General features: G+C 72.3%; 19 protein-coding genes. 7 read left to right on the top strand and 12 right to left on the bottom strand.

Translation table 11 applies throughout. From position 1 onward, the window contains the following. Window positions 1-47 precede the first annotated feature (47 nt). Window positions 48-1,373, top strand: a complete 1,326-nt coding sequence (locus ACIBO8_RS32335; RefSeq protein WP_396119211.1) for an NAD(P)/FAD-dependent oxidoreductase — start codon at window positions 48-50, stop codon at window positions 1,371-1,373. A gap of 43 nt (window positions 1,374-1,416) precedes the next feature. Next, complete coding sequence (locus ACIBO8_RS32330) at window positions 1,417-2,199, top strand: LamG-like jellyroll fold domain-containing protein (protein WP_396119210.1); 783 nt, start codon at window positions 1,417-1,419, stop codon at window positions 2,197-2,199. Here the strand turns inward: ACIBO8_RS32330 and ACIBO8_RS32325 are convergent. Then, the gene (locus tag ACIBO8_RS32325; protein ID WP_396119209.1) at window positions 2,196-3,392 is read right to left on the bottom strand and encodes a glycoside hydrolase family 18 protein; all 1,197 of its coding nucleotides are present in this window, start codon (window positions 3,390-3,392) and stop codon (window positions 2,196-2,198) included. The two genes, ACIBO8_RS32330 and ACIBO8_RS32325, sit on opposite strands and share 4 nt — an antisense overlap. Window positions 3,393-3,426: 34 nt before the next feature. Continuing rightward, on the bottom strand, window positions 3,427-3,894 hold the full coding sequence (locus ACIBO8_RS32320) for a DUF6174 domain-containing protein (RefSeq protein WP_396119208.1): 468 nt from the start codon (window positions 3,892-3,894) through the stop codon (window positions 3,427-3,429). A gap of 127 nt (window positions 3,895-4,021) precedes the next feature. Here ACIBO8_RS32320 and ACIBO8_RS32315 point away from each other — a divergent pair, with 127 nt between their 5' ends. Genes ACIBO8_RS32315 through ACIBO8_RS32305 form a run of 3 tightly spaced genes read left to right on the top strand, consistent with a single transcriptional unit; the run spans window position 4,022 to window position 10,468 of the window. Continuing rightward, window positions 4,022-6,118 carry an alkaline phosphatase family protein gene (locus ACIBO8_RS32315; RefSeq protein WP_396119207.1) on the top strand — a complete coding sequence of 699 codons (2,097 nt, stop codon included), beginning with the start codon at window positions 4,022-4,024 and terminating at the stop codon, window positions 6,116-6,118. Between the two features lie 25 nt (window positions 6,119-6,143). Continuing rightward, window positions 6,144-7,271 carry a hypothetical protein gene (locus ACIBO8_RS32310; RefSeq protein WP_396119206.1) on the top strand — a complete coding sequence of 376 codons (1,128 nt, stop codon included), beginning with the start codon at window positions 6,144-6,146 and terminating at the stop codon, window positions 7,269-7,271. Window positions 7,272-7,315: 44 nt separating this feature from the next. Next, the gene (locus tag ACIBO8_RS32305; RefSeq protein ID WP_396119205.1) at window positions 7,316-10,468 is read left to right on the top strand and encodes a BTAD domain-containing putative transcriptional regulator; all 3,153 of its coding nucleotides are present in this window, start codon (window positions 7,316-7,318) and stop codon (window positions 10,466-10,468) included. 15 nt (window positions 10,469-10,483) lie between these two features. On the opposite strand, the gene ACIBO8_RS32300 is transcribed toward ACIBO8_RS32305, so the two are convergent. The 4 genes from ACIBO8_RS32300 to ACIBO8_RS32285 all read right to left on the bottom strand — a co-directional run bounded on the left by ACIBO8_RS32300 (window position 10,484) and on the right by ACIBO8_RS32285 (window position 14,032). After that, window positions 10,484-11,068 carry a hypothetical protein gene (locus ACIBO8_RS32300; RefSeq protein ID WP_396119204.1) on the bottom strand — a complete coding sequence of 195 codons (585 nt, stop codon included), beginning with the start codon at window positions 11,066-11,068 and terminating at the stop codon, window positions 10,484-10,486. 295 nt (window positions 11,069-11,363) lie between these two features. Continuing rightward, window positions 11,364-12,194: an ABC transporter permease gene (locus ACIBO8_RS32295; RefSeq protein ID WP_396119203.1), complete on the bottom strand. Its 831-nt coding sequence runs from the start codon at window positions 12,192-12,194 to the stop codon at window positions 11,364-11,366. Next, window positions 12,191-13,138, bottom strand: coding sequence for an ATP-binding cassette domain-containing protein (locus ACIBO8_RS32290; RefSeq protein WP_396119202.1), 948 nt, complete (start codon window positions 13,136-13,138; stop codon window positions 12,191-12,193). Before ACIBO8_RS32290 ends, ACIBO8_RS32295 begins: the two co-directional genes overlap by 4 nt. Window positions 13,139-13,195: 57 nt before the next feature. Beyond that, window positions 13,196-14,032 (bottom strand): SDR family NAD(P)-dependent oxidoreductase, encoded by an 837-nt coding sequence (locus ACIBO8_RS32285; RefSeq protein WP_396119201.1) that lies wholly within the window; start codon window positions 14,030-14,032, stop codon window positions 13,196-13,198. A 653-nt stretch (window positions 14,033-14,685) separates the two neighbouring features. On the opposite strand from ACIBO8_RS32285, the gene ACIBO8_RS32280 reads away from it, so the two are divergent. Next, window positions 14,686-15,306, top strand: coding sequence for a hypothetical protein (locus tag ACIBO8_RS32280; protein ID WP_396119200.1), 621 nt, complete (start codon window positions 14,686-14,688; stop codon window positions 15,304-15,306). Between the two features lie 85 nt (window positions 15,307-15,391). Here ACIBO8_RS32280 and ACIBO8_RS32275 read toward each other — a convergent pair whose 3' ends face one another. The 3 genes from ACIBO8_RS32275 to ACIBO8_RS32265 form a co-directional block, all read right to left on the bottom strand. Continuing rightward, window positions 15,392-15,838 (bottom strand): hypothetical protein, encoded by a 447-nt coding sequence (locus ACIBO8_RS32275; protein ID WP_396119199.1) that lies wholly within the window; start codon window positions 15,836-15,838, stop codon window positions 15,392-15,394. 51 nt (window positions 15,839-15,889) lie between these two features. After that, on the bottom strand, window positions 15,890-16,555 hold the full coding sequence (locus ACIBO8_RS32270) for a DedA family protein (protein ID WP_396119198.1): 666 nt from the start codon (window positions 16,553-16,555) through the stop codon (window positions 15,890-15,892). A gap of 143 nt (window positions 16,556-16,698) precedes the next feature. Then, window positions 16,699-19,557 (bottom strand): GH92 family glycosyl hydrolase, encoded by a 2,859-nt coding sequence (locus ACIBO8_RS32265; RefSeq protein WP_396119197.1) that lies wholly within the window; start codon window positions 19,555-19,557, stop codon window positions 16,699-16,701. Window positions 19,558-19,713: 156 nt separating this feature from the next. Here ACIBO8_RS32265 and ACIBO8_RS32260 point away from each other — a divergent pair, with 156 nt between their 5' ends. Continuing rightward, entirely contained in the window at window positions 19,714-21,585 is a 1,872-nt protein-coding gene (locus tag ACIBO8_RS32260) for a sulfatase-like hydrolase/transferase (protein WP_396119196.1), read from the top strand. On the opposite strand, the gene ACIBO8_RS32255 is transcribed toward ACIBO8_RS32260, so the two are convergent. From ACIBO8_RS32255 to ACIBO8_RS32245, 3 genes are all read right to left on the bottom strand, one after another. Continuing rightward, on the bottom strand, window positions 21,582-22,823 hold the full coding sequence (locus tag ACIBO8_RS32255) for an alpha-amylase family protein (protein WP_396119194.1): 1,242 nt from the start codon (window positions 22,821-22,823) through the stop codon (window positions 21,582-21,584). The two genes, ACIBO8_RS32260 and ACIBO8_RS32255, sit on opposite strands and share 4 nt — an antisense overlap. Before the next feature lie 26 nt (window positions 22,824-22,849). Continuing rightward, window positions 22,850-23,002, bottom strand: coding sequence for a hypothetical protein (locus tag ACIBO8_RS32250; protein ID WP_396119193.1), 153 nt, complete (start codon window positions 23,000-23,002; stop codon window positions 22,850-22,852). Between the two features lie 49 nt (window positions 23,003-23,051). Then, on the bottom strand, window positions 23,052-23,171 hold a 120-nt coding region (locus ACIBO8_RS32245; RefSeq protein ID WP_396119567.1), incomplete at its 5' end, for a sigma factor-like helix-turn-helix DNA-binding protein.

The raw sequence follows: 23,171 nt of genomic DNA, 5'->3' as shown, positions 1-23,171 counted from the left end.
CGCAAGAAGCGCTGCTGTCACATTCCCCTCCGCGGTAGCGTCGCAGAATGGCCCGTCCTCGGATCGTCATCGTCGGTGCCGGCTTCGCCGGCTTCGAGACCGCCCGGACGCTCAGCCGGCTGTCCCGCGGCGCCGCCGACATCGTCATCATCAATCCCACCGACTACTTTCTCTACCTGCCGTTGCTGCCGGAGGTCGCGGCCGGGATCCTCGAGCCGCGCCGGGTGTCGGTGTCGCTCGCCGCGGCGCTACCCGGCGTACGGGTGATCCTCGGCGAGGCCGACGGCTTCGACTTCAGCGCGCGCACGGTCACCTACCGCGATCCCGACGGGGGCAAGGGCAGCGTGGGCTACCACCGTCTGGTCATCGCCGCCGGCAGCGTCAACAAGCTGCTGCCGGTGCCCGGGGTGACCGAGTACGCGCACGGCTTCCGCGGCATCCCGGAGGCGCTCTTCCTGCGCGACCACATCACCCGCCAGATCGAGATGGCGGACACCGCCGAGGATCCGGCCGAGCGCGAGGCCCGGTCGACCTTCGTCGTGGTCGGTGCCGGTTACACGGGTACGGAGGTAGCAGCGCAAGGTGTGCTGTTCACCGAGGCGCTGACGCGTCGCCGCCCCGGTCTGCGCGGCCGTCCCCGCTGGCTGCTGATCGACACGGCCGACCGCGTGCTGCCCTCGCTGGATCCACGCCTGGCCCGGGCCGCCGACGAGGTGCTGCGCGGGCGTGGCGTCGAGGTGCTGCTGCGGAGCTCGGTCAAGGAGGCGACGCCGGAGGGCGTGCACCTCAGCGACGGCGACTTCGTGCCCACCCGCTCGCTCATCTGGTGTGTGGGCGTACGCCCCGATCCTCTCGTGGCGGACCTGGGGCTGCAGACGAAGCAGGGTCGGCTGGTCGTCGACGAGTTCCTCAACGTCCCGGCCCGCCCGGACGTGTACGCCTGCGGCGACGCGGCGGCGGTGCCCGACCTCACCAGGCCCGGCGAGATCACGGGTATGACGGCGCAGCACGCCACCCGCCAGGGCAAGACCGTCGCGCACAACATCGCTGCCTCGTACGGGCGGGGCCGGCGGCGCGCGTACGAGCACCACGACCTGGGGTTCGTGGTCGACCTGGGCGGCCTGGATTCGGCGGCGAACCCGCTGGGCGTGCCGCTCACCGGCCTGCCCGCCAAGGTGGTCACGCGCGGCTATCACCTGCTCTCCATGCCGGGTAACCGGGTACGCGTGGCGGCGGACTGGCTGCTCGACGCCGTGCTGCCCCGCCAGGGAGTCCAGCTCGGACTGGTCCCGGCCGCGGCGGTGCCGTTGGACAGCGCCTTCCCGCAGGCGCTGCCCGACACGGGTGTGACCAGGGAGAAAGCCCGTTCCTGACGTTGGGCGCGCTCAAAATCGGTTCACAAGTAATAATTCGGGCATGGAATCTCGCCGTACCGCCTTCGCCCTGACCCTCGGGCTGCTCGCCGGCGCCGTCGCCGTCGCGCCCGGCGCGCAAGCCGCACCAGCCACCGCGCACGCCGCGGCGGTCCGTGTGGCGGCTGCCGTGACGGCGGCCGCCCGCGCCGTGAGCGGCACCGTGGTCGCCCGGTACGCCTTCGACGGCGGCCGGTCGAGCGGCATCCTCGACGACTCCGGCAACGGGCACACCCTGCGGCTGATCGCCGGCAACGGCGGTACGGTCCGCCCGGTCCCGCACCGCAGCGGCCAGGCGCTGCGGTTCCCGGCGAAGTGCACCGGCACGTGCCCGCGCGCCGCGCTGCAGAGCCCCAGCTCGGCGAACCTGAACCCGGGTACGCGGGCGATCTCGTACGGGGCGTCGGTGCTGCTCGCGCGCAGCCAGACGAGCAAGGGCCAGAACATCGTGCAGAAGGGCTACTCGACCACGAGCAGCCAGTGGAAGCTGCAGATCGACGGCGACGCGGGGCGCCCGAGCTGCGTACTCGTGGGCGCCCAGCCGGGCATCAAGATCGTGCGGAGCACCATCTCGGTCGCCGACGGCAGCTGGCACACCGTCGAGTGCCGCCGCGCCGGGACCACCCTGGACGTGCTGGTCGACGGCGTCGTCCGGGGCACCCGGACGATCTCGGCGAAGCTCTCCGTCGCCAACAGCCGGCCGCTCAGCATCGGCGGCAAGGGCGCCTACGCCGACAACGACCAGTTCCACGGCATCCTCGACGACGTCTGGGTCCGGATCGGCTAACCCGCCAGACCGTCCGCCATCGCGGTCACGAGCTGGGCGTCCGGGGTGTCGCCGGACAGTTCCCAGGCGAAGGCGCCCGCGAGACCGGTGCTGCGGGCGTACGCCATCTTGGTCTTGATCGTCTCCGGGGTGTCGTAGCTCCACCACTGACCGTGGCAGAGCGCGTAGGCGGTGCCGCCCGCGGTGCCGGTCGGCGGGCAGGCCGAGCGCAGGACGTCGTAGTCCTCGATGCCCTTCTCCCGGCTGCCCGCGGCCGCACCGCTCGCGCGGCCGCCCGGCGCCGCCGTCGTCACCCCGGACCACCCCCGGCCGTAGAAACCCACGCCGAGCAGGACCTTGTCGCGGGGAACACCCAGGCCGATCAGTTCGCGGATCGCTGCGTCGGTGGTCGCGGTCTCGCGCGGAATTCCCGGGTACGCCGTGAGCGGCGAATGGGGCGCGGTGGGGCCGGGCGTGTCGCCCGTACCGAAGAAGTCGTAGGTCATGGCGCTCAGCCAGGTCGCCGCCCGGGAGGCCGCCGCGTAGTCGGTGGCGGCGAGCTTGTCCCGGTCGGCCGGGACCGCGGCGGTGACCAGCGTGTCCGGTCCGAGCTCCGCGCGCAGTGCGGACAGCAGCCCGGTGAGCGCGTCCCGGCCGCTGTGGTCGCAGGTCAGGCCGCAGGCGTTGGGGTATTCCCAGTCCACGTCGATGCCGTCGAACAGCCCCGCCCAGCGGGGATCGCGCAGCAGGGCGGCGCACGAGCGGGCGAAGGCGGCGGGATCCTTCGCCGCCTCGGTGAAATCGCCGGAGCCGGTCCAGCCGCCGAACGACCACAGCACGCGCAGCTGCGGGTGCCGCTGCTTGAGCTTGCGCAGCTGGCCGAAGTTGCCGAGCAGCCCCTGCCCCGGCGTGTCCGCGGCACCGTCCACACTGTCGGCGGCCGTGATCGGCTTCTGGAAGTCGGCCCAGGCGTCGCCGGGCGTGCAACCACCGCCGCTGACCTTGCCGAAGGCGTACACGAGGTGGGTGAGCCGCCCCGCCGCGCCACTGGTGTCGACCTTTCGCACCGGAAAGTCGCCCCAGTCGGTGAAGTACGCCACCACTCGCGGCTCCGGCGCGGCCACCTTGGGCGACGCCTTCGGCGCGGGTGCCTCGGGCGCCGAGCAGCCGGCGAGCAGCATGATCATGGCGACAAGAACGGGTACGACCCGCACGCGGGCCTCCCCATCCCTCGCAGGTCCGGCGAACCTACCTCGACGGCGTCGCCGACGGCTCGGCCGCTAACCCGATCGTGTAGTCCTGGATCGTGTAGCACTCCTCGTCGTCGGCCGCCGCGGACGACCGGTCGATCATGACCCGGGTGGGATGGGCGTCCGACGGTTCCCGCTCGACCTCGACCACGTCGGCGCCGTCCTTCCTGGCCGCCTCGGCCTGCGCCTCCAGCTGGTGCAGCGTGGGCACGAGGTTGGCCAGGCGCAGCATCAGCGCCCGCCGCGCCGCGTCGTCCAGCCCCTCGGCGCGGGTCACCCGGTCGCCCACGACGGTGACCCGGAACCTGCCGAGCAGTGCCCGCTCGCCGCACTCGGACGTGAGGGTGAACGCGTACTTGTCGGGGACGGTCCAGGTCGCCGGCGCTGCCGCGACGGCGCTCGGCTCGGGGTGGGCGCAACCGCCCAGCAGGACGGCGAACACGGCACACGGGACGAGACGACGCACAGGGCCCTCCACGGGGATCGACGCTAGCGGTCCGACGGGTACGGGCACAGCTCGGTTCCGCCGCGCGGGTGAGTGTCCTTCGTGACGCGGGCAGCACTGTCCGCCCCGGCTGTGCGATCGTTTTCCGGTGGCCGTAGAACCTGGGGGAACACGCGGCGCCGAGCTGCGCGCGCTCTTCGCCTGGCCGCGCGTCCTCGATCGGATGAAGGCCGTCGTCCGCAACGGCGTGACGACCTTCGTGGTGCTGACCTTCACGTTGTGGCTGATGCCGGGCGTGCGAGCCACCGACGTCATCGACACCATGGGTCTCGTCGTCCTCGTGGCGGGGGTCGGCGCGGTGCTGCGCCCGCTCCTGCTGGCCGGGGTCACGGCGCTCGGCGGCTGGGGGGCGATGCTGCTCGGCGTGGCAGCCCAGATCATCGTGATGGTGGTGGCGCTGGAGCTGGATCCGTCCAAGCGGCTCAGCGGCTGGCCGACCGTCGGGGTGGCCGCCCTGCTCGCGGTGGTCTGCGCCGCGATCTTCGACTGGATGGTGGACAGCGGCACCGAGGGCTCGTTCCTCAAGGAGGCGCGGCGGCTGATGCGCGCGATCCGGCGGCGGCAGGACCGGCAGGGCGGCGGCCGCATGTTCAGCCTGCGCCGCCCGGTGCCGGGCACCGAGCCGGGGCTGCTCGTGGTGCAGCTCGACGGGGTCAGCGAGCCGGTGCTGCGCTGGGCCGTGCGGGCCGGCAACCTGCCCACGATCGGCCGCTGGCTGCGTACGGGGACCCACGCCATGCGCGGCTGGCACACCGGGCTGCCGTCGACGACGCCGGCCGCCCAGGCCGGCATCCTGCACGGCGCCTCGCGCGAGATCCCCGGCTTCCGGTGGTACGAGAAGGACACCGGCAAGCTGATGGTCTCCAACCGGCCCCGGGACGCCGCGGTGATCGAGCCGCGCCTCTCCGACGGCCGGGGCCTGCTGCGCGACGGCGGCGTCAGCATCGGCAACGCCTTCTCCGGCGACGCGGTGACCAACCTGCTGACGGTGAGCCACGCGGCGCTGCCCGGCCGCTCCGCGCGGGGCTGGGCGGCGTTCATGGCCAGCCCGTTCGGCTTCACCCGGGCGCTGGTCCTCGGGGTCGGCGAGGTCTTCACCGAGCTGCACCAGGCCCGCCTGCAGCGGCGGCGCAACCTGCAGCCGCGGGTCAGCCGGTCCGGCGTCTTCCTGGCCCTGCGGCCCGCGTCGGTGCTGCTGCGCGACGTCAACGTGTCGCTGGTCGCCGAGCAGATGGCCCGCGGCGCCCCGGTCATCTACTGCGACCTGGTGGACTACGACGAGGTGGCGCACCACGCCGGCCCGGCCCGCCCCGAGTCGATGCGCCAGCTGGAGAGCCTCGACCGGATGCTCGGCGTGCTCGAGCGGCTGCGGCCGGAGGCGGCGCGGGCATACCGGATCGTCGTGCTCTCCGACCACGGCCAGAGCCAGGGCACCACCTTCCGCCAGCGGTACGGCGAGACGCTCGACGAGGCGGTCGCCCGGTTCTCCGCGCCCGATCCCGCGGACGCCCCCTCCGCGCCGGCCGAGCAGGAGGCGACCCGGGAGCCGGACTTCCCGAGCCGGCCGGTCGCGCCGGTGCTGGTGGTGTCGTCCGGCAATCTCGCGCTGATCTACCTCACCCGTTATCCCGGGCGGCTGGACCGGGAGCACATCGACGCCGACTATCCGCAGCTGGTCAGCGGCCTGGCCGGGCACCCCGGCATCGGCCTGGTGGTGGTGCGGGAGAGCGACGGGCCGGTCGCGTACGGCGCCGCCGGGTCCCAGCGGCTGGTGGACGGCACCGTGCAGGGGCAGGACCCGCTGCTGCCGTACGGCCCGCACGCCCGCGCGGATCTGCTGCGCCACCAGGAGTCCCGGCACGTCGGTGACCTCGTGCTGATCAGCGCCGTCGACCCGGTCACCGACGAGGTCTGCGCCTTCGAGGAGCTGGTCGGCTCGCACGGCGGGCTGGGCGGCTGGCAGACCGAGGGAATGCTGGTGCACCCGGCCGAGTGGCAGATCACCCAGGGCGACCTCGCCGGCCCGGACGCGGTGCACCGGCAGCTGGTGGAGTGGCTGGCGCTGCTGGGTCTGCGTACGCCCGAGCCGCGGCAGCAGGAACTGACCGCGGAGAAGCCTTTCGTGGCGTTCGCGGAAGACGGTGACGGCGCGGCGGCGCGACTTTCGCACAGCCGGGATGGTTGATTGAAATGTGCGTTTCCTCCACTTTTTGCGACGAGCTCTGCTGACGACCGTCGCCGCCACCACCGTCGTGTCCGCCGCCGGCGCCGCCCCGGCCCTGGCCATCAGCGCGAGCCCCGACAAGGCCCCGCTGTTCAACGGGTCCGTGTATGCGATCGCGTACCGCGGCAGCACGGTCTACGTCGGCGGCTCCTTCACCAGCGTCGCGTGGGGCGGCCGCAACTACAGCCGGTCCCGGCTCGCCGCGTTCGACGCCCGCTCGGGAACCCTGCTGTCCTGGTCGCCCGCCGCCAACAGCACGGTGATGGCCCTCGCCGTCAGCGGCTCCTCGGTGTACGCCGGCGGCGCCTTCACCCGCATCTCCGGTGTGGGCCGCGACAACCTCGCCCGCATCGACGCCGCCTCCGGATCCGTCGGCTCCTTCTCCCACCGGGTGAGCGGTGCGCCGTACGCCCTGGCGGTCGGTAACGGCCGGCTCTACGCGGGCGGGAGCTTCACCGCGGTGGACGGGAGCACCCGGCGCAACGCCGCCGCCTTCTCGCTGTCCAGCGGTGCCCTCGACGGCGGCTGGCGGCCCAGCGCCGACGACTCGGTGCACGCCCTCGCGGTGACCAGCTCCCGGATCTACCTGGGTGGCGCGTTCCACCAGGTCAACGGGGTCAGCCGGACGCTGCGGATCGCCGCGGTGAGCCCGTCCGGCGGCACGGTCGACCGCGGCTTCCTGCCCACGGCGCCGGCCCAGGTCAACGGGGTCACCACCGACTCCGCGGGCGTGTACGTGGCCACCGGTGGCCAGGGCGGCCGGGCCATCGCGTACAGCGGCGGCGGGGCGATGCGCTGGCAGCGCGTGTTCGACGGCGACGCGGTCGCGGTCGCCTCGCTGGGCGGCACGATCTACGTCGGCGGCCACTTCGACCGGGCCTGCACCACCGTCAACAACGGCGCGCACGGCACCTGCACCGACGGCTCGGTGTCGCGGGTCAAGCTCGCCGCGATCACCGGCGGCGGGGCGCTGACCGGCTGGGCGCCGCAGGCGAACGGGGTCATCGGGGTTCGTACGCTGGTCGTGGACCGCAACCGCGGCGCGCTCGGTGCGGGCGGCGACTTCACCACCATCGGCGGCCAGAACCGCAAGCGGTACGCGTCCTTCAACTGACCGCGGGGCCCCGGGGCCTCGCCCCTCCCGGCTATAACTGACCAGTGCGGATCACGACGCTCGGCCCGCTGGCCGTGGACGGGCAACCGGTTCGGGGCGAGCGCCTGGCCGCCGTGATCCGCGAGCTGGTCGGGGCGCGCGGGCGGGCCGTCTCGCCGGCCGGGCTCATCGACGCCGTCTGGCGGGGCGACCCGCCGGACGACGCGGGCGGTGCCGTGCAGGCACTGATCTCCCGCGTACGCCGGCTCGGCGTGCCCGTCCTGGCCGGGCCGGGCGGCTATCGGGTGCCGGCCGACCAGGTCGAGACCGACGTCGTCGCCGCTCGTGGGCTCGCGGACCGGGCCCGGGCCGCACTCGAGGCCGGCGACCCGCAGCGCGCGCGGACCGACGCGGATGCCGCCCGGAAGCTCTTCCCGGAGCTGCCCGAGTTGGTGGACCCCGAGGCCGCCCGGCTGTTCGGCGACGTCGCCGCCGTGCGGGCCGAGGCGGCGCTCGCCGGTGCCGGGGCGTACGACGAGGCCGACCTGCGGCTGCTGGTCGCCCGTACCCCGCCCGACGAGCCGGCCGCGGCGTTGCTGGTGCGCGTGCTGGCCGCGCAGGGCCGCGACGCCGAGGCGCTGGATGTGGTGGAACGACTCCGTGCCGAGCTGGCCGACCGGTACGGGACCGACCCCTCGCCGGTCATCGCGGCCGTGCACCTGGCCCTGCTGCGTGGGGAGCTGACCCGCGGATCGCGGCCTCGCCGGGCAGCCCGGGTGACGATGCCCGGCTCCTGGCGGCGGCCCGGCACCGCGCTAGTCGGTCGCGAGGCGGACGTGGCGGCGCTGACCCGCGAGCTGACCGAGACGTCGCTGGTGACCCTCGTCGCGACCGGCGGCGCGGGCAAGACCCGGCTGGCCGCGGAGGTGGCCCGGCGGGCGTCCGGCGCCGTCCGGGTGGTCGAGCTCGCCGGTGTGCGTACGCCCGACGAGGTGCTGCCCGTGGTCCTCGCGGCGCTGGGCGGGGCGGAGACCGCCGGCGGAGCCACCGGCCTGGGCGTCGAAAGGCGGGTGCTGACCCCGCAGGAGCGGCTCCGGGCCGTCGCGGGCGAGGTCGACGGCCTGGTCGTGCTCGACAACTGCGAACACGTCCTGGACGCCGCGGCCGCAGTGGTCGCCGATCTGCTCACGGCTGCGCAGGACGACCTCGCGGTCTTGGCCACCAGCCGCGCTCCGCTCGGGCTGGCGGGGGAGCTGGTGCACCGGCTGCCGACCCTGCCCGACGCCGAGGCGCTGGATCTGCTGGAGACTCGGGCCCGGGCCGGCGGTGCCCCGCCCACCTGGGACGAGGACCGGGCGCTGGACCTCTGCCAGCGGCTCGACAACCTTCCGCTCGCGCTGGAGCTGGCCGCCGCCCGGCTGCGGCACATGCCGATCGACGACGTCCTGGCCGGCCTCAGCGACCGCTTCGCGCTGCTCGACGACGCGCTGCGCGGGCTCCCCGAGCGGCACGCCAGCCTGTGGGCCATGGTGGACTGGAGCCGGGAACTGCTCGCGCCGGCCGAACGCGACCTGCTCCAGCGGCTGTCGGTGATCCCGGCACCCTTCACCGCCGAGGCGGCCGCCGCGGTGGCCGGCACGCCGGACGTGCGCCGCGGCCTCGCCGTCCTGGTCGAGCAGTCGCTGCTGACCCTCGAGGAGGGTGAGGGCGGGCCGCCGCGCTACCGGATGCTGGAGACGGTCCGCGAGTACGGCGAGGCACGCCTCGGCGACCGTACGGACGCGATGACCGGGCTGGTGTCATGGGCGCGCTCCCGCGCCGTCGGGCTCGCCGCCGACCACATCGGACCGCGGCAGCTGGAGGCCCTCGCCGCGACCGCCCGCGAACAGGAGAACCTGGTCGCCGCGCTGCGCTGGGCCCTGGACCACGAGGACGAGCCGGCCGCGGTCGATCTGGCCGGGGCGGTGTTCCGGCTCTGGGCCGTCCGCGGGCTGCACCTGGAGGTCTCCGCGTGGAGCCGGCTGCTGCTGCGGGTGGACGATCCGACGGCACGCAGCCGCTCGGCGATCGCTCACGGGCTGCGCGCCGGGCAGCCCCTGCCGGACGCGGACCGCCTCGCCCAGGTCCTCATCCTCACCGGCATCAACGGTGGTATCACCGGCCCGGTCCGGCTGACCGTGCTGGCCCGGCGCGCGCTGCGCCTGCTGATGGCGGAACGGTTCGCCGAGGTCTCACCGCGGTATGCGGCGTCTGCCGAGGCGCTGCCCGCGTTCGACCGGATCCAGCCGGAGGAGAGCCTGCGCGGCGCGGAGAAGCTGATCGGCCACCCCGACCCGTACGTACGCGCGCTCGGCTACTTCACGCGGGCCGTGATGCGGGAGAACGGCGGGATGCCCGATGCCTCGGTGGCCGACGCGGAGAGTGCGTACGCGCTCTTCGAGACGGCGGGGGACCACTGGGGCATGGCGATGTCCGCGCAGGCCGTCGGCCACTCGTACACGTCGCAGCGCGACAACGCGGTCACCTGGCTGGCGCGCAGTGCACACCACATGGAGCTGGTCGGCGCGGCGCAGGACGCCCGGTCGATCCGCGTGGTGCTCGACGCCCGGCTGGCGGTGGACGGTGACGCGGAGGCCGAGCGGCGCCTGCACGAGACGGCGATGTCCCCGCAGGCCGAGATGGGCGATGCGGCACAGGCGTACCTCGGGCTGGCACATCTGGCGTGGCACCGGCGCGACATCGCCGGGACGCTCGCGAACGCCGACGCGCTGATGCGGATGACCGGCGAGCTGTCGGCCCCGATGCCGCACCCCCGGGTCATGTTCCGGGTGGCCGCCGTAGTGCTGTTGATGACAGTTGCCGCGGAGCACCCGGTGGAGCACGCCGATGCGTCTGCGGCCACGCTCCTGGCGCAGTGCCGTGAGGAGACGCTGTCCGCCAAGGACATCCCGCTGTCCGGTTCCTGGGGTCTCGGCGGTGCCGCGCTCGCCGCATATCGCGGGGACGAGGCGGGCGCCCGCGAGCTGTGGGCGCTGTCCATCCGGGTCGGCGCCACGGTGATCGCCCTGATCCCGCCGGGGTTCGGCGGCCGGTTGGCGGCGGCCCTCGGGGACGAGGACCGCCGCCGTGCCTTGCTCGACGGGCTCGGCGAGGAGCCCATCGCCGTCACTGTCGGCCGGATCCACGAGCTGATGGACCGGTTGCTGGCCGACGGCTGACCGATCGTCCGGCGGTCACAGCGAGAGAATCGCCAGGACCTGGTTGAGCAGGTTCGCGATCAGCGCCAGCGGCAGGGGCAGGCCGCCGTCGAGCAGGCCGACGATCGCGCAGAGCAGGTTGCCGAGCAGATTGCCCGGGCCGGACACCGCGGTGATGTCGAGCACGACCCGGTTCAGGTGGACCTGCAGGCCGAGCAGATCGAGGTCCAGCGGGCCGAGCACCAGATCGAGGATCGGGCACACGGCCTGCGCGCCCACGCCGCCGCTGGGCAGTTGCACGGGCAAGGTGACGGTGCTGTCCGTCGCGCCGACGGCGGTGCCGGCGGAATCGGTCAGAACGCTGTGCAACGTGCCGGTCGCGAGCAGCCGCTCGCCCTGGGCCACGAAGCGGGTGGGGGTGAACGTGCCGGTCACCGCGCCCGTACCGCCGAGGGCATCGGTGAAGGTGCCGGAGACCTGAGAGGTCATCGTGCCTGCCGCGGAGCGGGGTGCCGCGGGTGCCTGGGCCGGTGCGGCGGTGGCGGAGGCGCCGGTCGCCACCACTACGCCGAGCGCGAGGGCCCCGGCGAGCAGGGCCCGGGTGAGCTTGTTCGGTCGCATGTCCCATCCTTCCATCGACGATCGTCTGTCGGCGGCCCTTCTTGCCCACCGACCCCAGGCCCAATCCGCAGATTCAACGATGGAAACTCATTTAATGCGATGTTGACGTTGATGGGTATGAAATGGCTTTTGACCGCAAAAGTCCGCGCGGCCGTCGAGGACGGTCGCGTCCGGCGCGGAGGGCCGCAGGAGGCCCCGGATGCCGCGGATCCCACTAACCGGTCAGCCGGGCATCAAACGGGTACAGGTTCCACCTGCGGCCCATAACTGTCAAGAACCCGCCAAATTATGGGAGTCAGACCTTTTTCCGGTACGCCCCCAGCGCCATCGGCATGAACACCACCACGAATCCCGCGCACCATGCGAGCGTCCACCACACGTGACCACCGAGCGGGGTACCGAGGAACAGGCCCCGTACCGCGCCGACGAGATGGGTCAGGGGATTGACCTTCACGAACTCCTGCATCCAGCCCGGCAGGGTGCTCGCATCGACGAAGACGTTGGACGCGAAGCTCAACGGCATGATCAGGGCGAACATCAGGCCCTGTACGGCGCCGGGCGTACGGACCTTCATCGCCACGAAGACCGGCAGCCAGCTCAGGCAGAGAGCGAACAGGATCGCCAGCAACCCGCCGGCGAGCGCGCGCAACGGATCGGTGGTGATCCGGAAACCCATGACGTACCCGAAGCCGACCGTCACGACCGTGACGATCGCGTACCGCACGATGTCGCCCAGTACCGCGCCGAGCAGCGGCGCCGAGCGGGGCACCGGCAGCGAGCGGAACCTGTCGAAGATGCCCTTGGCCAGGTCGGTGTTGAGGTTGACGCCGATCGCGATGCAGCCCGTGGCGATCGTCTGCGCGAGGATGCCGGGCAGGAGGAACTGCAGATAGTCGTGGGTCGAGCCGGCGACCGCGCCGCCGAAGACGTACACGAAGATGACCAGGAACAGGACCGGCTGCAGGGACACGTCGATGAGCGCCTCGGGCGTACGCCAGGTCTTGATCAGGCTGCGCTTGGTGAGCGCGAGCGAATGCCGCAGCAGCCGCAACGGGCGTGGATGGGGTCTCGCCGCCACGGGCTGCGCCGATGCGGAATTGCGGGGTTCCCGAACGAGCGTGGTCATGCCGCCACCTCTTCCTTCGCGGTCAGGGTGAAGAACACCTCGTCGAGGCTCGGCAGGTGCAGGGAGAGTTCGGTGACCGGGATCCCGGCCGCGGCCAGGCGGGCGACGGCCCGGGTCATCGCGGCGTCATCCGTGACCGGTACGGCGAGCACCCCGTTGCGGATCTCGTCGGCCACCGCACCCGACGACACCTCGGAGAGGATGGCGGCCGTGCGGTCGCGGTCGGCCGGATCCGCCGGGCGTACCTCGAGGGTCTGGCCGCCCACCACCCGCTTGAGGCCGTCCGGGGTGTCGTGGGCGATGACGCGGCCGTGGTCGATCACGGTGATCGCGTCGGCGAGCGCGTCGGCCTCCTCCAGGTACTGCGTGGTGAGCAGCACGGTCGAACCGCCGGCGACGAGCGTGCGGACCACGTCCCACATGTCCTCGCGCTTGGCCGGGTCCAGGCCGGTGGTCGGCTCGTCCAGGAAGATCACGTCCGGCGAGCCGACCAGGCTCGCGGCCAGGTCGAGCCGGCGCCGCATGCCGCCGGAGTAGGTCTTGGCCATCCGGTCGGCCGCATCGGTCAGGTCGAACCACTCCAGCAGCTCCGCCGCGCGGTGCCGGGCACCCTTGCGGCCCAGGTCCAGCAGCGTGCCGAACAGCTCGAGGTTCTGCCGGCCGGTGAGGTCCTCGTCCACCGACGCGTACTGGCCGGTCAGGCCGATCGACTGGCGGACCCGCTCGGCGTCGCGGACGACGTCGAAGCCGCCGATCCGGGCACTGCCCGCGTCGGGCACGAGCAGGGTCGAGAGGATGCGGACGGCGGTGGTCTTGCCCGCGCCGTTGGGCCCGAGCACGCCGAGCACGGTCCCACGCGGCACGGCCAGGTCGACGCCCTGCAGCGCCCTGGTCTCGCCGAAGCGCTTCACGAGGCCCTCGGCCTCGATCACGAGATCTGTCATGCCGCCCAGCGTGCCCGGGCGCGCTGACACGGCGCCGACATGGGGCCGACACGGCCCTTACAGGCGGTCGCGCAGCCCGCGGGCGATGACGTCCCAGTAGCGGCCGGGCACGACCCGGGCCAGCAGGTCGGCCGCCTTCGCCGCCCGGGTGATCACGAGTCGTGGCTTGCGCGCCCGGATCGCCGCGATGATTTGCTTCGCCGCCTCCTCCGGCGGCAGCGTCAGCGCGCGCTCGGTGAACCGGCGGGCCTGCTCGGCCTGCTCACCGTCGAGATCCGGGCCGCTGATCCGGGCGTTCACCGCGATATTGGTACGGACACCGCCGGGGTGCACCACCGTGACCCCGACCCGCCCGGCCAGCTCGTGCCGCAGCGCCTCCGAGAAGCCCCGGACGCCGTACTTGCTGGTGGCGTACGCGACCTGGGCCGGCGGCGCGATGAGCCCGAAGAGGCTGGAGATCGAGACGATGTGCGAGCCCGGGCGCTCGAGCAGCTGCGGGAGGAACGCCTTGGTCATCCGCACCACGGCATGCAGGTTGATCTCCATCAGCCAGTCGAAGTCCTTGATGCTGACCTGCTCGAACGTGCCGCTCAACGCCACCCCGGCATTGTTGATCAGTAGATCCGTGCCGCCGTGCCGCTCAGCGACCTCGGCGGCCAGGTCAAGCCGGTCGCCGCCGTCGGAGAGATCCACCACGTACGTACTGACGTCCATGGCACCGACGTCCCGGGCGAGCGCGGCGACCCGGGCCAGCCCGTCGGCGTCCTTGTCCACCAGCGCGAGCACCGCCCGCCGCCGGGCCAGGTCGAGGGTCAGCGCGGCACCGATACCGCTCGCCGCCCCGGTGATCACGCACGTACGCCCGGCGAATGCGAACCGCTCCATCGTGGTCATACGCCGATTATGGTCGCCCGGACCCGGCGGTCATACCCACCGCCTGGCAAACGCACAGGCCTCGCACAGACCGCCCGGCCAGGCTCGTCGGTAGCTGAATCCGCCGACCGAGGAGACCCGCACCGATGTCCGTTCACGACCGTCCGACCGACGCCTCCCGCCCCGTCGGCGCCGCCTCGCCCCCGCCGGAGCCGGCGGAAGAGCCCACGGTGATCGACGCCCATCCGATGCCGCCCGAATGGCATCCGCCCGCCGCCGGCCCGCCCGCCAGTAGCCCGCTCGCCTGGGGCCCGCCCGCCTGGGGGCCGGCCCGTTCGGAGGCCGCCGGGTCGGCGCCGGCTGCATGGGGGGCGGCCGGTTCGGAGGCCGCCGGGTCGGCGCCGGCTGCATGGGGGGCGGCCGGTTCGGAGGCCGCCGGGTCAGTGCCGGCTGCGTGGAGGGTGGCCGCGTCAGGGCCGGCCGGTTCGGTGGCCGCCGGGTCAGTGCCGGCTGCACTGGGGGTGGCCGCGTCAGGGCCGGCCCGTTCGGAGGCCGCCGGGTCAGCGCCGGCTGCATTGGGGGCCGGGTCGGGGACGGCCTGGTCCGGGGCCAAGTCGGGGGCGGCCGGGTCCGGGGCGCCCGGGGGACCGGCGGGTGCGAAGGGGAAGCTCGCCGTGGCCGGGGCGGTCGTGGCCGCGGTGGTTGCCACGGCCGGGGTGACCGCCGCGGTGGTGGGTTCGGGCGGCGGCAACGGTGCTCCTGCTGCCGCCGCACCGGGTGGCAACGGTGCCGCTGTCCCGGGCGGCGGAGAGGGCATGCCCGGTGGGGTGCCGGACGGCAGGGACCGGGGGCAGTTCCCCGGAGCCGGCCGTGGCGGCGGGATGGCCGGTGCCCTGCACGGCACCTACGTCGTCTCGGACGGCAGCGGCGGGTACGTGACGCAGGAGACCCAGTCCGGCACGGTGTCGAAGGTCGGCGCCACGTCCCTCACCGTGAAGAGCGCCGACGGCTACAGCAGGACGTACGTGGTCGGCAGCGCGACGGTGGTCGACAACGGCGCTGACAAGATTGCTGATGTGGCGGCCGGGCACACGGTTCGCGTGGTGGCGACGACGTCGGGGGACACGGCGACCGCTACGACGATCGTGGACTCGGAGCCGGCGGCGGGGACGACCGCGCAGGGCGGTGACCAGCAGGGTGGCTTCCCGGGCGGCCCCGGTGGCGGGCTGCCGGGCGGCAACGGCCAGGGCGGCACGCAGGGTGGCAGTCAGGGCGGGACCGCGACCGGGACCTGAGCCCGGCAGCGGCCGGCGCCGGCCGTGAGGTGCGGGCGCCGGTGCTGCGGTTGGCGAGCGACGGCGCCCGTACTTGAAAAGGGAGTCAGGATTGCGCGGTCTTGCGCGCCGCAGTTCCGCGGGCGATCGATGTGGCCGCGTTCTCCTGCTCCGGTGGTGGATCGGTGTGCGGGGCCGACCGGGTCCGGTCACGTTCCTTCTCGCGACGGACCATGTCGGCGAGCAGTTCCTTGTCGTACTTCGCTTCTGCCGCGCGGGCTCGCTCCCGTGCCTTCTCGGCGCGGGCGACGGCCTTCTTGCGCTGCTTCTCCAGCTCGACTCGGCGCTTGCCGGCCGCCTTCAGCGAGCGCTTGAGCCGCGCCGCCTCGTCGGTGGCCCGCCGCAGGGAGCTCTGCTGCTCCACGGTGAGCCCGGCGATGGTTTTGAGCTGGTGGTCGAGGTCGGTCACGGCTGCCCGGGCCTTGTCGGCGGCGGCCCCGGCGGCGCTCGCCTTGTCCCGGCGGCGGTCAAGTGGCTTGGCCGTTGTAGTCACGACTATCACTCCCATCGGGTCATACCTCAGACCTACCCGGAAGGGGGACGGTCAAGCCTGTGACTCCTCCTTGACCGTCTCGGCGTCGCGCGCCCGGCGCTTGCGGATGTGGCGCAGGTGCAGGTAGGCGTACGCGCCGACGGCCACGACGACCGCCGCGATCGCCCACCATTTGTAGCGGTGCGCGTGGTCGATGATCTCGACAAGGTGGGTGCCGAGCAGGTAGGCGATGGTCGTCCACCAGCCGACCCAGAGCGCCGCGCCGATCGCGTTGTAGATCAGGAAGGTTCGCCAGGGCATCGCCGTGAGGCCGGCGATCACGCCGTTGAGCTGGCGCAGCCCGTCGATGAAGCGGGCCACGACGACGATCCGGTTGCCGCGGCGGGCGAAGAACCGCTCCGCGCGCTCCAGCCGCTCGGGCGTGATGAAGATGTACTTGCCGAAGCGGTGCACGGCCTTGCGGCCGCCGCGGACGCCGATCCAGTAGCCGACGTTGTCGCCGAGGACCGCCGCCACGAAGCAGATCGCGGCGACCACGAAGATGTTCAGCCGCCCCCAGCTCGAGTAGATCGCCGCGGCCACCATGATCGTCTGCCCGGGCGCCGGAACCCCGAAGCTCTCCACCCCGATGACCCCGGCCACCGCCAGGTAGCCCCATCGGTCCAGGATCGGGGCTACTCCGTGGAGGAAACTCGGCAGATCGTCGGGCGGCGGCATGGGCTCGAGGGGCTCCCGTCGTCGGTTTCGGGCGGGCGGCTCTGACGTCACACCGTATCCGCCGGTGGGACGTGCAAACACGGGTGTGCCCCGACGATCCCTCGCCGGGGCACCACTTGTCCCGCTTCCGCGGGGAATGCAACCTAATTCTGCGGAGGTACGTCGCCCGTACCGCTGCCCCAGGTGAGGCTCGGCGTGGGGGCGAGGGTGTAGGCGAGTTTCCCGCCCGCGGTGACGGCCGACGCCGGCAGCCACCCCTTGGTCGTGGACCTGCCGTCGACCGTCAGTTTCTGCACGTAGATCGCTTTGGCGTCGGTCCGCGGCGCCTCGATCACCAGCTCCTTGCCGCTGCCCAGGTGAACCACCGCCCGGGGGAAGAGCGGGCTGGTCAGGACCAGCTCGGCGCGGGTCGGGACGGTGGGGTAGAGGCCCAGGGCGGAGAAGACGTACCAGGCGCTCATCGTGCCGGCGTCGTCGTTGCCCGGGATGCCGCCGGTGCCGTTGCTCCACTTGCCGTCGATGATCGCCCGGACCGTCTCCTGGGTCTTGTACGCGGCCCCGAAGTAGTTGTAGAGGTACGGCGTCTGGATGTCCGGCTCGTTGGTGGCGTCGAACCTCGTGCTCTTGGTGGCGCTCAGGTCGAACGTGCCGTCCGGGTTGCGGAAGAACGCGTCCAGCCGCTCGACGGCGGTCTTGTTGCCGCCCATCTTCTGCGCCAGCGTCACCACGTCGGAGTAGACCATCCAGGTGTACTGCGCACTGCTGCCCTCGACGAAGCCGGTGCCGGTCGACGGGCTGAAGCCTTCGGCCCAGGTGCCGTCGCTGTAGCGGTCCCGCATCCAGCCGACCGCCGAGCCGTCCGCCGGTACCGGGGTCGGTACGGCCGGGTCGGCCAGCTCCAGCTCGGCGAGCTGCACGATCGGCGCGCCCCCGTTGGCGGTGACGTTCAGCCGGTAGTACGCGTACGGCTTCGGGTCGGTGACCTCGTACTCCTTCGTCTGGCCGCGCTTGTCGAAGCTCTGGTCCGCCCGGCTGTCGACGGTCGTCCAGGTGGTGCCGTCGGCCGAGCCTTGCAGCTCCCAGTTCTTCGGATCGCGCTCGGGTACGTCGTTGGCGGAGGTGAGGGCGTACCGGTCGACGGCCAGCGGGGTGCTGAGCTTCGCCTGGATCCAGCCGGTGGTGGCGAAGGTGAGCCACTTGGTGCCCTTGTCGCCGTCGAAGGCCTGCGCCTTGCCCTCCCAGGGGGCGTTCTCGCCGCTCGCCTGGATCTCGGTGATTCGCTCGCGGACGTTGTGCTCGAGTCCGGGGTCGGCCTTGGCGTCCTCGTCGAAGACGTTGCGCCAGTTGTGCGATCGCCGCAGGAATTCGGCGTGGTCGTCCTCCTTGCCGAGGCCCTCGGCGAGCTGGGCGATGCCGTAGTCGGCCGCGGCGTCCTCGAGCGTCTCGGCCGCGCCGCCCCAGCAGTGGCAGTCGTCCGCGGGGACGTAACCGAGCCGCAGATACTTGTCCAGCGACGGGCGCTGGCCCACGCACTCGACGTTGCAGCCCTGGTCGCTGGAGTCGTTGGCCGTGGGCACCGTCGCCGCGTGGACCAGGGAGTCGTACGCGCCCCGCACGTCGAAGTCGCGGGCGCCGAACGCGTACATGCCCGCCACCGCCGCGGCCGCCGGGTCGCCGGACATGACCGCGGTCTTGCCGTGCTCGAGCAGCCAGCGGTCCCACTCGCCGCCGCGCTGGGTGGCGTAGTTGAACAGGCTCTGGGCGTAGTCGCTCGCCATCTTGGGGTCGAGCAGGGCGAGCAGCTGCACCTGAGCGCGGTACACGTCCCAGCCGGAGAACGTCCCGTATTGCGCCGTCTGTCCTGTGGACAACGTGTGGATTTCGTCGTCGGCGCCGTAGTAACTGCCGTCTACGTCGCTGGTCAGCGTCGGTTCGAGCATCGAGTGGTAGAGCGCCGTGTAGAACGTCGTCTTCTGGTCCTCGGTGCCACCGCCGATGCCGATCTTCTTCAGCCGGGCGGACCATGCGGCGCGGGCGCCGGCCTGGATCGCGCTGAAGCTCAGCCGCTCAGGGGACTCGGCCGCCAGGTTCTTCTCCGCGCCCGCGAGACTCACGTACGAGATCGCCACGCGCATGGTCACGCTCGTGGTGCCGGGGGCGAAGGTGACGTAGCCGCCGGAGCCCTTGTTGGCGTTGGGGCGTCCCGTGCTGCTGTATCCGCTGCCTCCCTGCGCGTCGGTGCCGCCCGGGTTCAGCGTCGTGTCCGTCCACGTGCCGGTGGTCGCGAACGGCTGATCGAGCTTCGCGGTGAAGTGCAGCGTGTAGTAGGCGTGCGAGTTGTCGGTGCTCTGCGGCCCGCAGAAGTTGCCGGCGCTCACCGAGCCGGTGACCGTGCGTGTGGCCGGGTCGATGTGGACGGTGGCGTTCTCGCTGCCCGTCTCCGACAACGAGGTGCGGAAGAGCAGGCTGGCCGCCTTGCCGGTGGGGAACGTGAACCTGCCGATACCGGTACGCGGCGTGGCCGTCAGCTCGGCGCCGGCGCCGCTGTCGAGCCCGACCTTGTAGTAGCCCGGCTTGGCGACCTCGTTGGCGTGCGAGAACGTGCTGGCGTACACGGCGTCGGTCGCGTCGGCCGTCGGCGAGGTGGTCACCTCTCCAACCTGCGGCATGATCGGGATGTCACCGTTCGCCCCGGAACATCCCACCCCGCTGAGGTGGGTCAGGCTGAGGCCGCGGATCCGGGTGGCCGCGTACTGGTAGCCGCCCGGTGCCGGGGTGGAGAGCTGGTTGCCGCGCGACGTCTGCGGGCTCCACGCCAGCATGCCGAACGGGGTGACCGCCCCCGGGTAGGTGTTGCCCAGGTTCGTGGTGCCGATGAGCGGGTTGACGTACGTCGCCGGCTCCGCGACCAGGGGCGGCAGGGCCGCGGCCTGCGCGGCGACGGAGATCGGCACGGTCAGGACCGCTCCGGCGAGGGCGGCGACGGTACGGCGTCCGAGCATGCGAGTCTCCCTGATGACATCGATGTCAGGCCTATGTCGAGGCTCAGCTTGTATCGACCCCGTCCGATGTGTCAACCCGATCTCCCCGGACGCGTTGAACTGCTTCCGCCTGAGATCCGTTCCTCACTCGGGAACGTCCTGGAGGAGGACCACGTCTTGTCTGTTTCCATCCGCGAAGCGCTCGCCGCCCGCTTCCGCCGCTCCGCCCCTGAGGCGGGGCCGGCGGCCGAGCCCTCGCAGACCGGAACCACGGAGGTGTCCTCCGAACCGGCCGGAACCACGGAGGTGTCTTCCGAGCCGGCCGGAACCGTGGAGGTTTCCGTCGAGAAAGCCGACGCGGAGGAAGCCGACGCGGAGGAGGCGGCCGCGCCGCCTTCCCGCCTGCGCCGGATCGCCGGCCGGGCGTTGACCACGGGCGCGATCGTGCTGGTCTTCGCCGCGCTGATCCTGCCGAACGTGCTGACCCGATTCGCGAAGCCGGGCACCTACTTCCGCGTACCCATCGAGGGATTCGTCGCGGTGGGGCTGCTGCTCCTGCTGCGCGGCCGGTGGCGGCGGACCGTGGCCGGCGTGCTCGGGGCGGGGCTCGGGTTGCTCACCGTCGAGAAGTGCCTCGACATGGGCTTCTACGCGGTCCTGGTCCGCCCGTTCGACCCGGTGCTCGACTGGGTGCTCCTCGACGACGCCCGCGAATTCCTCAAGGGCTCGGTCGGCGGCGCCGGTGCGACCGGTGCGCTGATCGGCGTGATCGTCCTGGCCCTGGCCGTGGTGGCGCTGATGACGCTCGCGGCGCTGCGGATCGCGAAGGTGGCGGCGCAGCACCGCCGGGCCACCGCTCGGACCGCGCTCGCCGGTACGGCCGTCTGGGTCGTCTGCATGGTGCTCGGCGTGCAGCTGTTCAACAACATCCCGGTGGCCGCCCGCAGCAGCGCCCTGTACGCCTGGGACCGGGCCCACTCGGTCAAGGCCGGCTTCAACGACGAGAAGAAGTTCGCCCGCGAGGTACGCGTCGACGCTTTCTCCGCCACCCCCGCCGACCAGCTGCTGACCGGGCTCCGCGGCAAGGACGTCATGGTCACCTTCGTGGAGAGCTACGGCCGCTCCGCCATCGAGGACCCGAAGCTGAACCCCGGCACGGTGAAGGTGCTGGACGAGGGGTCGGCGACCCTCGCCAAGGCGGGCTACGCGGCCAAGAGTGGCTGGCTCGGCTCGCCGACCTTCGGCGGTGGCAGCTGGCTGGCCCACTCGACGCTGCTCTCCGGGTTGTGGATCAACAATCAGAAGCGCTACCGCAACCTGACCTCCAGCGACCGGCTCACGCTGACCAGCCTCTTCAAGAAGGCCGGCTTCGACACCATGAGCGTGATGCCGGGCACCACCCGGGCCTGGCCCGAGGGCGACTTCTACGGCTACGACCGGGTGTACGACTCCCGGAACACCGGCTACGTCGGCCCGAACTTCGGCTGGGGGCCGCTGCCGGACCAGTACACGCTCTCCTGGTTCGAGAAGAACGTGCACGCCCCGGCGCACGCGCCCCTGTTCGTCGAGATGCCGCTGGTGTCGAGCCACACCCCCTGGGCGCCGATCCCGACCTTCATCGACTGGAAGGACGTCGGCGACGGTGCGGTCTACGACCAGATCAAGGCGGACGCCAAGAAGCCCGGATCGATCTGGAAGGACCCGGCGAAGGTCCAGCGCGAATACAGCCGCTCGATCCAGTACACGCTGACGACCATCATCTCGTACCTGGAGAAGTTCGGCGACGAGAACACCGTCATGGTGTTCCTCGGCGACCACCAGCCGGCACCGATCGTGGTCGGCGACGGCGCCACCCACGAGGTGCCGATCACCATCGTCGCCAAGGACAAGGCGGTGCTGGACCGGGTCGCCGGCTGGAACTGGACCGACGGGCTCAGGCCCGCGGCGGACGCCCCGGTCTGGCCGATGAACCAGTTCCGCGACAAGTTCCTCACCACGTTCGGCCCGAAGAACGGCGACGTCAGCCGCGCGCTTCCCGTGCCCCGCTAGGGCAGCACCGACCAGCTCTGCGGAGCGAGCTTCACGCTGCCGCCGGACGGGGCCGGCACCACGGCCGGCTCCTTGGCGGCGTTGAGGGCGATGACCAGGCTGTCGTCGCCCTCGTACGCCTGGTAGACGAACTGCTCGTTGGTCAGGTGCAGGGTGCGCGTACGGGCGCGGTGCAGCCAGGCGTTGCGCCGCCGCAGGGCGATGAGCTCCTGGTGGACGCGGAGCAGCGGCTGTCCGTACGGGGCGAGCTGCGCGGGTTCCGCCGGGAACGGCGGGCGCACCGCGTCGTCGCCGGCGACACGGTCCTCCTTCACGCCACGGAATCCCTGCTCGTCGCCGGAGTAGATGCTGGGCGTGCCGCCGACGGTCATGAGCACCGCCACGGCGAGCGGTACGAGCCGTTCGTCGCTGAGCCTGCTGGCCAGCCGGGTCACGTCGTGGTTGCCGACGAACGTCTGCGGCACGAACGAGTCGAGGAATCCGTTGTGTCGTTCCAGGGCCCAGCTGAGCTCGAAGAAGTTCGCCGACTCGAGCGAACTCCAGATCGCCTTCCACAGCTCGTACTGGGTCACCGAGTCCAGCGTGGACTGCGCCACGACGGCGGGGTAGTCACCGTGGATCACTTCGCCGAAGACGTAGGCCTCGGGAAACTGGGCCCGGACCCGGGGCAGCACCGTCGCCCAGAACGACGGCGGTACGGCGTACGCGGCGTCCAGCCGCCACCCGTCGGCACCGCGCCGCAGCCAGTGCGTCATGACCTCGACGACGTAGTCGGCGACAGCCGGCTCCAGATGGTTGAGCGTGACCAGGGCGTCGTGCCCCTCGAAGGTCACGAAGTCGCCCGTGCTGCGCCGGCGGAACCAGCGTGCGGACGCGGCGGCGTCGCCGTGGGCCAGCACGTCCTGGAACGCGGGGTGCCCGCGTCCGACGTGGTTGAAGACCCCGTCCAGCACGACCCGCAGACCCCGTTCGTGGGAGGCCGCGATCAGCGTGTCGAAGTCGCTGTCGGCGCCGAGCCGCGGGTCGATCCGGAAATGGTCGACGGTGTCGTATCCGTGCGTCTCGGCGGCGAAGATCGGCCCGAGCAGCAGGCCGGAGGCGCCCAGCTCGATGACGTAGTCCAGCCAGGCGTCGAGCCGCCGGAGCCCCCCGTTGTCGTGCTCGGGGTACGCACCGGCGAAACCGAGCGGATACACCTGCCACCACACGGCGTGGCGCACCCATTCGGCCTCGATCATCCCGCCACTGTACGGCTGGTACGCGTTCAGCGCTTGGCGGGCTTCTTCGGTGCCTTCTTCGCCGAGCGCGCATCCACCTTGGTGACGGTCCGGCCGGTCGCGTTCTCGGAGGTGGCGGCCTTGCCGTCGAGGGTCACGGTGACATCGGCGCGACGATGGTTGCCGGCCTGCGGATGCACGAGAGCGCCGGCCCGAACCGGGCCGGCGCTCTCGCAGGTGGGTGAGCCGTCAGATGCTGTCCGCGGCGAGCTGTCCGCGGAGCTTGGTCAGGGCCTTGGTGAGCAGGCGGCTGACGTGCATCTGGGAGATGCCGACCTGGTCGGCGATCTGCGACTGGGTGAGGTTGCC

The organism is Actinoplanes sp. NPDC049681 (genome assembly GCF_044465265.1).
In the GTDB taxonomy this organism is placed as follows: Bacteria; Actinomycetota; Actinomycetes; order Mycobacteriales; family Micromonosporaceae; genus Actinoplanes.
Note: the sequence above shows the minus strand (reverse complement) of the source record. Positions and strands in the feature narration are given on the sequence as shown.

Bases quoted from the DNA above. Each gene is read 5' to 3' on its own strand.
- ACIBO8_RS32335 (WP_396119211.1), top strand. From the start codon at position 48: ATGGCCCGTCCTCGGATCGTCATCGTCGGTGCCGGCTTCGCCGGCTTC.
- ACIBO8_RS32330 (WP_396119210.1), top strand. From the start codon at position 1,417: ATGGAATCTCGCCGTACCGCCTTCGCCCTGACCCTCGGGCTGCTCGCC.
- ACIBO8_RS32300 (WP_396119204.1), bottom strand. From the start codon at position 11,068: ATGCGACCGAACAAGCTCACCCGGGCCCTGCTCGCCGGGGCCCTCGCG.
- ACIBO8_RS32295 (WP_396119203.1), bottom strand. From the start codon at position 12,194: ATGACCACGCTCGTTCGGGAACCCCGCAATTCCGCATCGGCGCAGCCC.
- ACIBO8_RS32290 (WP_396119202.1), bottom strand. From the start codon at position 13,138: ATGACAGATCTCGTGATCGAGGCCGAGGGCCTCGTGAAGCGCTTCGGC.
- ACIBO8_RS32285 (WP_396119201.1), bottom strand. From the start codon at position 14,032: ATGACCACGATGGAGCGGTTCGCATTCGCCGGGCGTACGTGCGTGATC.
- ACIBO8_RS32270 (WP_396119198.1), bottom strand. From the start codon at position 16,555: ATGCCGCCGCCCGACGATCTGCCGAGTTTCCTCCACGGAGTAGCCCCG.
- ACIBO8_RS32265 (WP_396119197.1), bottom strand. From the start codon at position 19,557: ATGCTCGGACGCCGTACCGTCGCCGCCCTCGCCGGAGCGGTCCTGACC.
- ACIBO8_RS32255 (WP_396119194.1), bottom strand. From the start codon at position 22,823: ATGATCGAGGCCGAATGGGTGCGCCACGCCGTGTGGTGGCAGGTGTAT.